This is a genomic window from Snodgrassella sp. W8124 (assembly GCF_016100875.1).
GTDB lineage: Bacteria > Pseudomonadota > Gammaproteobacteria > Burkholderiales > Neisseriaceae > Snodgrassella > Snodgrassella alvi.
Window position 1 is genome coordinate 117,971 of the sequence record NZ_JACFRP010000002.1, and the last position, 12,878, is coordinate 130,848.

Genomic DNA, 12,878 nt, shown 5'->3' on the forward strand with positions numbered 1-12,878 from the left:
AAAGACATCAAGATGCAAGAACAATTACTGGTTTCGGTATTAAGTGATTTAAACAGCTCTTCGGCTGATATTACCGCATCTGCTGTAATTTCCTCCGATGGTCTGCCGGTAGCAACCTTGTTACCGAATGGTGTTGATCCAGACCGCGTTGGTGCAATGGCAGCAGCTCTGCTTGCTTTGGGTAACCGTACCTCTCGTGAGTTACAGTGTGATGAACTCGAACAGGTTATGGTAAAGGGTAAACATGGTTATATTCTGCTAATTCAGGCAGGTGAGACCAATGTGCTGGCAGTTACTGCTAACGAAGGCGCTAAGCTTGGCCTCATTTTATTGGATGCCCGCCGCGCAGCACGTAGTATTGTAGATATTTTACGCTAAATTATCATATATAATGAAAGCCCTGTTTTCATATATTTAAGCAGGGTGAGTAATTTTATATCAAAGAGGTAAATTGATAAGTAGCTTAGAATAGCAGTATATTTTAAATTATTTAAAGCAATCAATTTACCAGATGTCTTTTGCCATAAGTATATTCATATTTGAATAAAAGATTGAATTTACTTATGGATTTTGTTTATTGGCGAAAGAAATAGTCTTAATTATTCATTAATCAGCTATATCTATTAGTGAAATGTCAAAATATTGTTTTTTTAAAGCCTAGTATTCATTAACTACTGAAATAATAAATATCTTAATCTTAAAATAAGAACTAAATTATTTTTAAAAACACTGAATAAAAAATTTTAGAAAAGAATTCCAATAGATCATTCCTACAATTGTATATAAATAATACTATGCACTAACACAGGATAAATAAATTCTTATTGGTCAGATTTTTAATACGAATAGTAGTAATTAGAATGAAATATCAGATTTTTAAGGTAATTAAAACGAAATAGGAGTAGTTAGTGCATTTATCAGTAGCACTTGCTAAAATATATCCATTAGGATCCAAAATAAATTAGATGAAAATTGCCAAAAAAAAGCCGGTTTTACAGCATTTGAATCAAATATTCAGTTTAAATGTCGATAATCGCAGTAATGCCAGCCTTGTTCCGACTTATAGACAGTGGCGGCAATGGATATGGCAAACGTGTAAGAATAGTTATAACCGAGCCAATATTGCCATATTACTATGTAATGAAGATGCGGCATGCCAATTTAATCATAATTATCGAAACAAAAATTATGCAACTAACGTTCTGAGTTTTGCACTCAATGAAGGTGAGAGTATGTATTTACCTAACTGCTCAGAACTCAATGGTGATCTGGTTTTTTGTCCGCAGGTGATAGAAAAAGAAGCAGCTGATCAGCATAAATCAGTAATAGCGCATTATGCTCATCTTACTGTCCATGGTGTTTTACACCTGATGGGCTATGATCATATTGATGATGATGAAGCAGAAATTATGGAAGCGCTTGAAATTCGTATTCTGCATCAGTTAGGATATACCAATCCCTATATACAGGATGAATATTGATTATGGACGAAAGTTCATCGAAACCCGGATTTTTTGAGCGACTGGTTAATCGTATATCTGGAGAGACGCCGGATACTGAAGAAGACGTACTGCAAACCTTGCGGGAAGCCCATGAACGACAGGTTTTTGATGCAGATACCTTACAATGTCTGGAAAATGTACTGGACTTCGCTGATCTGGAAGTACGCGACGCGATGATAACGCGCAGCCAGATGGATGTGATTAAGATTGATGATTCATTAGACAAAATTATTACTTATATCATTGATACTGCTCATTCTCGTTTTCCGGTAATTGGTGAGGATAAAGATGAAATTCTGGGTATCCTGCATGCAAAAGATTTACTCAAATACTGGAATAAAACAGAGCATTTTCAGCTAGAGCAAATATTACGTCCTGCTGTATTTGTTCCGGAGGGTAAATCACTGAATACATTGCTGAAAGAATTCCGTGAGCAACGTAATCATATGGCTATTGTTGTTGATGAATATGGCGGTACTTCCGGACTGGTGACATTTGAAGATGTAATAGAGCCTATCATTGGTGATATCGAAGATGAATTTGATGAAGATGATAGTGCTGATAATATTTTTGCAGTGTCTGCTGAGCGGTTTCGCGTTAATGCGGTGACAGAAATAGAAGATATCAATGCATTCTTCGGTACTGATTATTCTGATGAAGAAGTAGACACTATTGGTGGTCTGGTTATTCAGGAAATAGGCCACATGCCAGTACGAGGTGAAAAAATTACCATTGGTAAATTAAACTTCACAATAGCCCGGGCTGATGCACGGCGCTTACAGACACTAATGGTAACTGTTAAACATGATGTAGATTAGTATACTTAATGCGTTTGCGCATTGAAAATTTTTTTATTTACATTGTTTTAGCTACAGAAACATAGAGATAGCTTATCAATCCGTATTTTATAGAAGGCAATATTTATGGTAATTAATCATATATTGTATTGAAAATATATTATTAAAATATAATGAATATTGATGTTTGCCATTAATGGCTAATGTAATTATTAAATTTTAATTTAGCTGTCTAAAAGCTGCGGAGATTTATGTGACTGCTCAACCGGAGATAGCTGCACAACATTCTTCTGCTATGAAGTGTCATGCTATTTTAGCTAAAGCATGGGTGTACTGGCCGTTATTATTCATATCTGCGGTTCTGGTACCATTTACCTTTGCTCCTTATTATCATTATTGGTTATTACCAGTTTTACTGGCGGTATTGCTGATTTTGCAGAGTGTACGGCCACAATGGCGTATCAGGACAGCCTATCTATGGGCATTAACTGCATATACATCATTACTCTACTGGATAGATATTGCTTTACATGATATTGCCGGATTAGCGCAAATTTGGGCCTGGCCGCTGACATTGATATTACCTGCTTATTTGGCTATTTATCCTGCTATAGTATTCTGGTTACTGGGTAAATTCAGGTTTTCAGGCACTATTTGCCATACTATTGTATTGCCTTTGTTATGGTGTCTGGCTGAATTTGTCCGTGAACGTGCACTAACAGGTTTTGGCTGGGGCATCTGGGGTTATAGCCAAATAGCAGATTCGGCTCTGGCCGGTTATGCACCAGTGGGTGGTATTTTTCTGGTTACACTGGTTACTGTAGCCAGTGGTGCCTGGCTGGCTGAGTTGGTACTGGCAAAAAGCTGGAGAGTAAAGATTAGCTGTGGTGTTGCATTAATAAGTGTATGGTTGCTTGGAGCAATATTATTACAGTTTCACTTTACACAGTCAGATGGCACTCATGCCAGGATTGCTCTGGCACAAGGCAATATTCCGCAGTCATTCAAATGGGATGAGCGGTCATTACAGCCAACATTACAACGTTATTTTGATCAGATAGCCAGTACCCATGCAGATATTGTTATTTTGCCAGAAACAGCGATTCCGGTAATGCGTCAGGATATGCCTGCTGAACTATTAGATGAATTTACTCAGCTTGCGCGCAGCCATGGTTCTGCACTCGCCGTGGGTATTCCGCAATATACGGCAGATGGAACCGGTTATCAAAATGCAGTGATTAATTTTACAGCTACTCCTGTAACAGCCGGATTACCTTTCTATGCAAAAAATCATCTGGTTCCGTTTGGTGAGTATATTCCTTTTCCGGCTTTACTGGGCTGGCTATATAGTAAGATGGACATGCCACTGGTCGGTTTTTCTGGTGGTGGCATAGGACAAATGCCTTTACAACTGGCTAATCAGCGTATTGCATTTAATATTTGTTATGAAGATGGTTTCGGAGATGAACTAATTGCTACAGCCAAACAGGCGAGTTTACTGGCAAATGTAAGCAATATGGCCTGGTATGGAAAGTCACATGCTATGCAGCAGCAATTACAGCAATCTCAGGCACGTGCATTAGAAACAGGGCGCTATATGGTTCGTGCAACCAATACAGGAATGACTGCAATTATTAATCCTAAAGGGAAAGTTGTGGCACAACTCAAACCTGATACTGCATCTGTATTAGAAGGTGAAATATCCGGTTATAAAGGTAGTACACCCTATATGCGACTCGGAAGCAGCTGGCCTTTGGCTTTGATCAGTCTGTTTTTACTGTTAATACTAGGTATTTATGGACATTATCGCCATTGAATAAACCAAACTAATGTGTATAATGATAAATTTATACAATCATAATTTTGAATATACATTATTTTTCCTATAATGAACAAATCATAAATAGTAATTGAAGTACAGTAATATTTTAATTACAATGATAAATTATTAACTCAGTTATTAATTGTTTTCCTGCAATAAACAATGTGTTATTGTAGGGAGCGAAAAATAATTAAATAGCTGGGCACACAGAGAAAGGACAGGCATGAATACCGCTTTTGCATTACCCGTGCTGACCGGGCATGGTAGTTTGGAGCAATACATTCATACCGTAAACAATATTCCTATGCTTTCTCCTGAGGAAGAACAGGATTTGGCGGTACGCCAGACCGAAGGGGATTTAGAGGCTGCAAAAAAACTGATTTTGTCCCACTTGCGTGTAGTCGTTTCTATCGCTCGTGGTTATGATGGTTATGGTCTGAATCAGGCTGATTTGATTCAAGAAGGCAATATTGGTTTGATGAAAGCGGTAAAACGCTTTCAGCCAAGTCGTGGCGTACGTTTATTTTCGTTTGCGGTACATTGGATTAAAGCTGAAATACACGAATTTATTTTACGTAACTGGCGTTTGGTACGTGTAGCTACTACTAAACCACAGCGTAAATTATTCTTCAATTTACGCAGTATGCGCAAATCTATGGCTGCGTTAAGTAACAAAGAAGCACAGTCGATTGCTGATGATTTAGGTGTGAAACTGTCTGAAGTTCTGGAAATGGAACAGCGGATGACAGGTAAGGACATGTCGCTGCTGGCAGAAAATGATGATGAGGATAATTTTGCACCGATAGACTGGCTGACTGACAGTACTACAGAACCAACACAAGTACTGGCGCAGCAGGCGCATTATACTCTGCAGACCGAAGGTTTGCAGAATGCACTGGCTAAACTGGATGATCGCAGCCGGCATATTGTTGAAAGTCGCTGGCTGGCAGATGATGGTGGATTAACCTTGCATGACCTGGCTGGTGAATATGGTGTATCTGCAGAACGTATCCGCCAGATTGAAGCCAAAGCTATGCAGAAATTGCGTGGCTATCTTTCTGAAAAAGAATGAGATTTATATCGTGCTATTCAGAAATATGAAAATAAATTCAATCTGATTTGTGTATTTTAAAAACAAATTAACTGAAGATAAATTTGCTATCTTAATAGCTAATATGCGGATAAAAAATACAGGATATGAAATATCCTGTATTTTTATATGTTATGAAGATGTTATTTAATCAATTTTTTGACTGAATTTATGGCTGCATAATGTAAAACCGTTTTTCAGATATAAATGATGCATATTGCTACTATCCGAAGATACATTTGAATCAGCATGAATACTGCTACAGTGTTCATTTATTGCAATTGTTTTCAATGTTTTGAAAATCTGGCTAGCCTGCTCATCAGCTATGGGTAAATGAAGGCTGGCTAAATCATCAATATGTATATGGCGTCCAGAAGCAAAGTTAGTCACAATTCGAAAGCCACAAACGGTCACGGCATTCTGTTTACCTTCTTCAAATATTCCCAAAAGACGATAACCTTCGGTCTGCTGAATTTTGACCAGATCCTGAAACTGAGCTATATCACGAATATTGGGATGCAACAGATGTAAAGCTGCAAAAGCAGAACTAGTCTCTGCAGGAGTCAGTTCACGTAATTGATTAACCGGAACCTGTAGTTCTGTTTCTATTTCTGTTTGAATTGTATTTAATTGTGTTTGTGCTGTTTCTGCATTTTTCTGAGATACAGCATCGGTGAGTGTAATTTGTTTATGTTCCTGTTCTTCTAATAAAGATTTGCAATCCAGAATACGTAGGTCGTTATCACGGGCAAAGTCCATCAGAAAATTGAATGCTGTGCTGCTGATTTCTTCCAGTTTACGATCAACGGCAACACAACGAATATTATCTATTAAAATAGGACGAACCCATTGATGATAAGACAGACGATGTCCCTGATCAAAAGAGGACAATATACCGCATAAACGCTCAGCCCAGTCACTGGGACGAAAACGTTTATTATTATTAGTCATACCCTGGATAACGATTTCATACGGATTGCAAATTAGCATGTTGACCTCTTGATAGAAACATGAAGTTTCAATAATGCATATATTTATTTTTACTGTCGTGATTAATTATACCTGATACGGCATATTTAATGTATGTCACATGTGTGTGTTTTCTATTGAAATTATTTATGCAAAAAGAATAATAAATGTAATTTTATTTCATCTGCTACTTTTATTCTGTCAGATACAATTTCTGATAAAGATATCATCTGGACTTGTTATGTAATTAAATCTATTGAGCTGATTAGTTTATATGCAGAATTGAAATATAAATGGTTTATATAACTATTTTAATTGTTCTATAGGCTATATCGACCAGATTGATTATGACATTTGTCTGATGGATTCATTAGCAAAAGATAAGATAAATACCCCAGTAATTTTGATACATCTTTGCAGATTTAAAATAAAGATGTATGGTGTAATTAAAATTTTTGCTTGCTGCAAATTACAGAATTAACAAATTGGATTTGATAAATGTCATTAAGATTGTCTTGATGAGCAACATTCAAAAATTCAGAAAAGAGGAGAGTTATATGAAAAAAGTTACAGCGATGATTAAACCATTCAAGCTGGATGATGTACGTGAAGCACTGGCTGAAATAGGTGTGCAAGGAATGACTGTCAGTGAGGTAAAAGGTTTTGGCAGGCAAAAAGGGCATACTGAAATCTATCGAGGTGCAGAATATGAAGTCGATTTCTTACCTAAAATTAAAATAGAAATTGTACTCGTGGATGATCTGGTAGAGCGAGCTGTTGAAGCGATAATGACATGCGCCAGTACAGGTAAAGTGGGTGACGGCAAAATTTTTGTTTCAGCGGTTGAGCAGGTGGTGCGAATACGTACAGGTGAGTCCGGATCGGATGCTGTATAAATAATCTGAATAATTATTAAGGGAAATACAATGAAATTGATTGATAAATGTGTAGTAACGATAGCTCTGTTATTACCATTGCCGCTATTAGCTGCTGATTTGTCCGGCTGGTGGCGACCGCTGTCAGAGATAAATGCAGGTAATACAGCATGGGTAATGACTTCTGCCGTACTGGTTTTGCTGATGACTGTTCCGGGTCTGGCATTGTTTTATGGCGGAATGGTACGAAAAAAAAATGTATTGGGTACCATGATGCACAGCTTTGTCGTTGCCGCTCTGGTAAGTGTGCTGTGGATGATAATAGGCTATTCGTTGGCTTTTACCCCGGGTAATTCATTTATTGGTGGTTTGGATCGGTTTATGCTTAGCGGTATGGGACTGGATAAAACCAGAGAAATGACTACTATTGTTAATGGAGATGGTACTGTTCCTGAGTCAGTATTCATGTTTTTTCAAATGACCTTCGCCATTATATCTACGGCTATTGTGACAGGTGCTTTTGCCGAACGTCTGAAATTTTCAGCCTTATTGTTATTTTCCGGTTTTTGGGTTACTTGTGTTTATGCGCCGATATGTCACTGGGTCTGGGGCGGAGGCTTTATGAGTAATACGCAAACACCGGTTCTGGATTTTGCCGGCGGAACGGTTGTGCATATTAATGCCGGTGTTGCCGGACTGGTAGCTGCACTGGTGATTGGTAAACGTCTGGGATACGGTAAGGATGTAATGGCACCACATAATATGGTACTTACTCTAACCGGTGCTGCGATGCTATGGGTTGGCTGGTTTGGCTTTAATGCCGGTTCAGCTGGTGCTGCGGATGCTTCTGCAGGTATGGCTATGGCTGTGACTCAGATAGCAGCAGCTTCAGCAGCATTAACATGGATGTTATGTGAAAAACTGGCAGGACATAAACCTTCTGCATTGGGTATGGCTTCTGGTGCGGTGTCCGGTCTGGTGGGCATTACACCTGCTGCCGGGTTTGTCGGTCCACAGGCTGCATTGGTAATCGGAGTATTGACAGCTGTTGCTGCTTATTTTGCCGCAGTGTATTTAAAACGCAGATTTGGTTATGATGATTCGCTTGATGCCTTTGGTATTCATGGCTTTGGCGGTATCGTTGGTTCAATTTTAACTGGTTTGCTGTTCAGTAACGCCATTTTTGGCGGTGAGGCGACTTTAGGTAGTCAACTGCTGGCTCAGATTAAAGATGTGGCTATTACAATTGTATACAGCGTAATTATGACTTATCTTATTCTTAAAATTGTGGCAATTGTATGTCGCGGTTTACGTATTGATCATGATTCAGAACGCGAAGGTATGGATGTGAGTATCCATGGTGAACGTATTGAATAAGTATGGTTGATTCTCAATTCTGTTTGAAATGAAAAACTGACCGGCTGTGAAAAACCGGTCAGTTTTATTTTATCTGCTGGATTCTGATAACGTATACAGTCTGGTTTAACGGTATAAATATTGACGTAAAAAACGCAAAGCATATTCCACAGCCTGAGTGCGGATTGTATCTCTATTACCGTTAAACTGATAATTTTTAGCCCAGATACGCTGTTTGGTTGCCAGCCCGAACCATACTGTACCAACTGGTTTTTCGGCACTTCCTCCAGTTGGCCCGGCAATACCGGAAATCGAAATAGCATAATTTGCTTTCGAATTAATCAGAGCACCTAGTGCCATTTCGCGTACACATTCCTCACTAACAGCTCCATAATGGCGCAAAGTTGTTTCGTTAACATTAAGTAACTGTTTTTTTGCCTGATTGCTATAAGTGACATAGCCCATATTAAACCAATTTGAACTACCCGGCAGGCGAGTTAGTTCTGCTGCCAACAAGCCCCCGGTACATGATTCGGCACAGGTTACCGTATGTCCCAATTCATCCAGTTTGGTGGTAATGTCAATTAAGGTTTGTGTCATGGTGATGTTTTCTGAAATAGTCAATGAGGCCGTTAGTTGAAGCATCATGGTGTAGCGAATCATTAGTACTTAATTCCGGTTCAATATTTTTAGCCAGAACTTTTCCGTACTCTACACCCCACTGATCGAATGAATTAATTCCCCAGATTACACCCTGTACAAATACTTTATGTTCATACATGGCCAGCAGCATACCCAGATTAAACGGGTTAATTTCATCTATTAAGAGTGTATTAGATGGCTGATTACCCGGAAATACTTTTTGCGGAGCCATAATATCGCGTGATTTGTTATCCAGATGAATTAATTCGGCATAAGCTTCCGCCAGTGTTTTGCCACGCATAAGTGCTTCAGTTTGAGCAAAGGCATTAGCAACAAGAACTTTATGCTGGGTACTGACATGATAAAAACTGTTAACTGGAACAATAAAATCGGAAGAAATCAGTCGTGGTCCCTGATGCAGTAATTGAAAAAAAGCATGCTGGCAGTTAACACCTTCCTCACCCCAGATTATCGGACCAGTATCAAAGTCCAGCCGTTCTCCATAACGGCTTACCTGTTTTCCATTACTTTCCATGTCCAGCTGCTGCAAGTGCGCAGCCAGACGGCGCAGTCCGTGGTCATAAGGAATGATTGCATGGCTGGTTGTGGTATAAAAGGTGTGATACCACAATCCGATCAGTCCGAGTAAAACCGGAATATTATGTCTTAGCGGTGCATGAAAAAAATGTTCATCCATTGCTCTGCCGCCAGCAAGAAAATCCTGAAAATTTTCTTTACCAATGGCGCAAATAACTGATAATCCAATAGTTGACCAAACAGAGTAGCGACCGCCTACCCAGTCAAACATGGAGAATGTATGATCCGAAGTGATACCAAAAGTTTGTGCTTTATGAACAGCACTGGTTATAGCTATAAAATGGCGGCTGATATCAGCTTCACTCATTCCCTGTTGTAAAAACCAGTTACGTGCGGTTTGTGCATTCAGCAAAGTTTCAGGTGTAGTGAAAGATTTGCTGGCAATAATAAAAATGGTTGTGGCCGGATTAACTTTATTTAATACCTGAATCAGGTTGGCGCCGTCAACATTGGCAACATAATGAATATTCAGACCAGTTTGCTGAAACGGACGTAAGGCCAGTGTCACCATTTCCGGACCAAGATGAGATCCGCCAATACCTATATTAATAATATCCATAATACGTTCATTACCAGCTCCGGTATATTCACCATTGCGCACTGATTCGGCAAAGTGGTAGGCTCGTTCCAGTTCCCGATGGATATCTGGTACGATATTATGATCATCAACATACAATTCAGCATGCGGCGGTAACCTGAGTGCTGTATGTAATACGGCACGATTTTCGCTAACATTAATTTTATCACCGCGGCGCATTTTATCAGTCCAGCCACGTACATCTGCAATATTGGCCAGCTCAATCAGTAATGCAAGTGTATCTTCAGTAATACGGTTTTTGCTGTAATCCAGTAACAGACCATTTAATTGTTCATGCATTTGTGCAAAACGATCCGGCTGCTGACGGAATAAGTCGCGCATATGCAAGAAACGGGTGCTGCGCTGATGCTGATGCAATTGTGCCCAAATGGCTGTCTGATTAATGGGGCAGGACGGATTGATCATAACCGGAATTAATTTCAGCAAAGATAAATAGGGCAGTATACAAAATCAGCTAGGTATTGTTAAGAAGTGTTCGCGATAATAAGCCATTTCCTCAATGCTTTCCTTAATATCATCCAGAGCCTGATGCGCACCTTTTTTACTAATGCCTTTGACAATGGCAGGATTCCAGCGTCTGGCCAGTTCTTTAAGAGTAGAAACATCCAGATTGCGGTAATGGAAGTAAGCTTCCAGTCGCGGCATGTAGCGCACCATAAAGCGGCGATCCTGATGAATGGAATTGCCACACATTGGTGAGGCTTTTTCCGGTATCCACTCACTGATAAAAGCCAGCAATTTTTCTTCAGCCTCAGCTTCTGTTAGCGTTGAAGCTTTTACTTTATCTACCAGACCAGTACGGGTATGCGTAGTGGTATTCCATTTATCCATATGATCGATAATGCTGTCTGGCTGATGAATTACCAGTACTTCAGACTGTGCGAGTATATTCAGGTCACTATCGGTAATGATCATGGCAACCTCTATAATACGGTCTGTATCCGGATTTAATCCGGTCATTTCCATATCCAGCCACGCAAGATTTTTAGCGTTTTGCATATCTTAATCTTGATTAATAATAAAATATGATTTTAGCTTCTTTCTGGTAAGGCTGATAGGTTAAGCTGATTTTTTTACCTATATCTAGAGCTAAAATCAGGCAAAAGTAATTGTTTTAGGAGAACACAGAACAGACTAAATTTCAATTATTCTAATTGAATATAATTTGTGTAATGTTGTAAGTAGTTTTGGATATTATCACAAGATAACATACGGTAATAATATATTATTCAGTCAAATAATCATGTTAATTTTAAATAGAAGGATGTTTATTCAGTCACTTTTTAGCCAGTAACAGATAAACTCCGTTAAAATGATTATTTTCAGGTACAAAGTATTTTTATGGTGTTTTATCTTTCTGCCCAAACGATTTATATATTGTTTTTATTATTTTTCATCTGCAGCATATGTGGCCAGTTATATCTTTCGGTTCGCCAAAGTAAAGCTGTACTGGCACATCGTAGCCATGTTCCAGCGGCTTTTGCACAAAGTGTGTCACTGGCAGAGCATCAGAAAGCAGCGGATTATACTTTGGCCAAGCAGCGTCTGGCTCGTTATGAAATTCTGTTTCAGGCATTATTATTACTAATATTCACACTTGGTGGCGGTCTTGATCTATTAGCGCATTTAAGTCAAAAATGGGTGCAGCACGATATTGCACAGGGAATTGTGCTTATTGGTCTGTTTGCTTTGGTTAATATGATTCTTGGCTGGCCGATCGCCTGGTACCGCAGTTTTTGTCTGGAGGCAAAATTTGGCTTTAACAAAATGACCATGGCTACTTTTATTGCTGATCAGTTTAAAGGTAGTCTTTTAGCCATTATTGTTGGCTTGCCCTTACTGTATATTATTCTGTGGCTGATGCGGATTCTGATTGCAGCAAACTGGTTTGGTGGCGCATGGTGGATGGCTGTATGGCTGGTATGGGTCAGTTTTTCCTTGTTGCTGATGTGGGCTTTTCCAAAATGGATTGCGCCGCTTTTCAATAAATTTGAACTATTGAAAGATGATGCATTGCGAACCCGGATTGAAAACTTGTTGCAGCGTACTGGTTTTCAGAGTGATGGTATTTTTGTAATGGATGGCTCCAGACGCAGTGGGCATGGTAATGCTTATTTTACCGGTCTGGGGAAACATAAGCGCATTGTATTTTTTGATACCTTACTGAAAGATATGCAGATAAGTGAGGTTGAGGCTGTGCTGGCCCATGAGTTAGGGCATTTTGCTCACAAACATGTATTCAAACAAATGCTTGTTACTTTTATATTGGCTTTAATTGTTTTTGCTGTTTTGGGCTGGCTATTACCTCAGACTGGTTTTTATACTGGTCTGGGTGTGCATGAAGTCAGTCATGCTATGGCTTTATTATTATTTATGCTGGTACTGCCCGTATTTACTTTTCCGTTTTCACCATTGTCGAGTGTTTTGTCCCGTAAAAATGAATTTGAAGCAGACCGTTTTGCAGCAAAATATGCAAATGCCGATGATCTGATTCATGCTTTAACCAAACTTTATCGTACTAATGCCTCCAGTCTGGTTAGTGATATCTGGTATTCGCGGTTTTATGATTCACATCCGGGAGCACGTGAACGTATTGCGGCATTACAAACAGCCGTAAAGGCAGACTGAGA

General features: G+C 39.2%; 12 protein-coding genes. 8 read left to right on the plus strand and 4 right to left on the minus strand.

Features of this window, described 5'->3' with window-relative positions:
- Positions 1-12 precede the first annotated feature (12 nt).
- The 5 genes from H3U73_RS08395 to rpoH all read left to right on the plus strand — a co-directional run bounded on the left by H3U73_RS08395 (position 13) and on the right by rpoH (position 5,193).
- Positions 13-378, plus strand: a complete 366-nt coding sequence (locus H3U73_RS08395; RefSeq protein WP_025331721.1) for a roadblock/LC7 domain-containing protein — start codon at positions 13-15, stop codon at positions 376-378.
- 587 nt (positions 379-965) lie between these two features.
- On the plus strand, positions 966-1,481 hold the full coding sequence (gene ybeY / locus H3U73_RS08400; RefSeq protein WP_084550932.1) for an rRNA maturation RNase YbeY: 516 nt from the start codon (positions 966-968) through the stop codon (positions 1,479-1,481).
- Positions 1,482-1,483: 2 nt separating this feature from the next.
- The gene (locus H3U73_RS08405) at positions 1,484-2,320 is read left to right on the plus strand and encodes an HlyC/CorC family transporter (protein WP_025331717.1); all 837 of its coding nucleotides are present in this window, start codon (positions 1,484-1,486) and stop codon (positions 2,318-2,320) included.
- 274 nt (positions 2,321-2,594) lie between these two features.
- Positions 2,595-4,115 carry an apolipoprotein N-acyltransferase gene (gene lnt, locus H3U73_RS08410; RefSeq protein WP_084550934.1) on the plus strand — a complete coding sequence of 507 codons (1,521 nt, stop codon included), beginning with the start codon at positions 2,595-2,597 and terminating at the stop codon, positions 4,113-4,115.
- Positions 4,116-4,344: 229 nt separating this feature from the next.
- Entirely contained in the window at positions 4,345-5,193 is an 849-nt protein-coding gene (rpoH, locus tag H3U73_RS08415) for an RNA polymerase sigma factor RpoH (RefSeq protein ID WP_084550936.1), read from the plus strand.
- A 165-nt stretch (positions 5,194-5,358) separates the two neighbouring features.
- Here the strand turns inward: rpoH and H3U73_RS08420 are convergent, their stop codons facing one another.
- Complete coding sequence (locus H3U73_RS08420; protein ID WP_084550938.1) at positions 5,359-6,201, minus strand: DUF3579 domain-containing protein; 843 nt, start codon at positions 6,199-6,201, stop codon at positions 5,359-5,361.
- A gap of 536 nt (positions 6,202-6,737) precedes the next feature.
- Here H3U73_RS08420 and H3U73_RS08425 point away from each other — a divergent pair.
- Both H3U73_RS08425 and H3U73_RS08430 read left to right on the plus strand, forming a co-directional pair.
- Positions 6,738-7,076, plus strand: a complete 339-nt coding sequence (locus H3U73_RS08425) for a P-II family nitrogen regulator (protein ID WP_078475443.1) — start codon at positions 6,738-6,740, stop codon at positions 7,074-7,076.
- A gap of 30 nt (positions 7,077-7,106) precedes the next feature.
- Positions 7,107-8,432 carry an ammonium transporter gene (locus H3U73_RS08430; RefSeq protein ID WP_078475444.1) on the plus strand — a complete coding sequence of 442 codons (1,326 nt, stop codon included), beginning with the start codon at positions 7,107-7,109 and terminating at the stop codon, positions 8,430-8,432.
- Between the two features lie 105 nt (positions 8,433-8,537).
- Here the strand turns inward: H3U73_RS08430 and H3U73_RS08435 are convergent, their stop codons facing one another.
- The 3 genes from H3U73_RS08435 to orn are packed head-to-tail and all read right to left on the minus strand — an operon-like array spanning position 8,538 to position 11,247.
- On the minus strand, positions 8,538-9,011 hold the full coding sequence (locus tag H3U73_RS08435) for a CinA family protein (RefSeq protein ID WP_025331711.1): 474 nt from the start codon (positions 9,009-9,011) through the stop codon (positions 8,538-8,540).
- Positions 8,992-10,653 (minus strand): glucose-6-phosphate isomerase, encoded by a 1,662-nt coding sequence (pgi, locus tag H3U73_RS08440; RefSeq protein ID WP_084550940.1) that lies wholly within the window; start codon positions 10,651-10,653, stop codon positions 8,992-8,994. The genes H3U73_RS08435 and pgi overlap by 20 nt, the downstream gene beginning before the upstream one ends.
- Before the next feature lie 45 nt (positions 10,654-10,698).
- Positions 10,699-11,247 carry an oligoribonuclease gene (gene orn / locus H3U73_RS08445; protein ID WP_078475446.1) on the minus strand — a complete coding sequence of 183 codons (549 nt, stop codon included), beginning with the start codon at positions 11,245-11,247 and terminating at the stop codon, positions 10,699-10,701.
- Positions 11,248-11,589: 342 nt separating this feature from the next.
- Here orn and H3U73_RS08450 point away from each other — a divergent pair, with 342 nt between their 5' ends.
- On the plus strand, positions 11,590-12,876 hold the full coding sequence (locus tag H3U73_RS08450) for a M48 family metallopeptidase (RefSeq protein WP_198190392.1): 1,287 nt from the start codon (positions 11,590-11,592) through the stop codon (positions 12,874-12,876).
- Positions 12,877-12,878 lie beyond the last annotated feature (2 nt).

What these genes read in the sequence shown, in the direction of transcription:
- H3U73_RS08395 (WP_025331721.1), top strand. Translation starts at nt 13, where the DNA reads ATGCAAGAACAATTACTGGTTTCGGTATTAAGTGATTTAAACAGCTCT.
- ybeY (WP_084550932.1), top strand. Translation starts at nt 966, where the DNA reads ATGAAAATTGCCAAAAAAAAGCCGGTTTTACAGCATTTGAATCAAATA.
- H3U73_RS08405 (WP_025331717.1), top strand. Translation starts at nt 1,484, where the DNA reads ATGGACGAAAGTTCATCGAAACCCGGATTTTTTGAGCGACTGGTTAAT.
- lnt (WP_084550934.1), top strand. Translation starts at nt 2,595, where the DNA reads ATGAAGTGTCATGCTATTTTAGCTAAAGCATGGGTGTACTGGCCGTTA.
- rpoH (WP_084550936.1), top strand. Translation starts at nt 4,345, where the DNA reads ATGAATACCGCTTTTGCATTACCCGTGCTGACCGGGCATGGTAGTTTG.
- H3U73_RS08420 (WP_084550938.1), bottom strand. Translation starts at nt 6,201, where the DNA reads ATGCTAATTTGCAATCCGTATGAAATCGTTATCCAGGGTATGACTAAT.
- H3U73_RS08425 (WP_078475443.1), top strand. Translation starts at nt 6,738, where the DNA reads ATGAAAAAAGTTACAGCGATGATTAAACCATTCAAGCTGGATGATGTA.
- H3U73_RS08430 (WP_078475444.1), top strand. Translation starts at nt 7,107, where the DNA reads ATGAAATTGATTGATAAATGTGTAGTAACGATAGCTCTGTTATTACCA.
- H3U73_RS08435 (WP_025331711.1), bottom strand. Translation starts at nt 9,011, where the DNA reads ATGACACAAACCTTAATTGACATTACCACCAAACTGGATGAATTGGGA.
- pgi (WP_084550940.1), bottom strand. Translation starts at nt 10,653, where the DNA reads ATGATCAATCCGTCCTGCCCCATTAATCAGACAGCCATTTGGGCACAA.
- orn (WP_078475446.1), bottom strand. Translation starts at nt 11,247, where the DNA reads ATGCAAAACGCTAAAAATCTTGCGTGGCTGGATATGGAAATGACCGGA.
- H3U73_RS08450 (WP_198190392.1), top strand. Translation starts at nt 11,590, where the DNA reads ATGGTGTTTTATCTTTCTGCCCAAACGATTTATATATTGTTTTTATTA.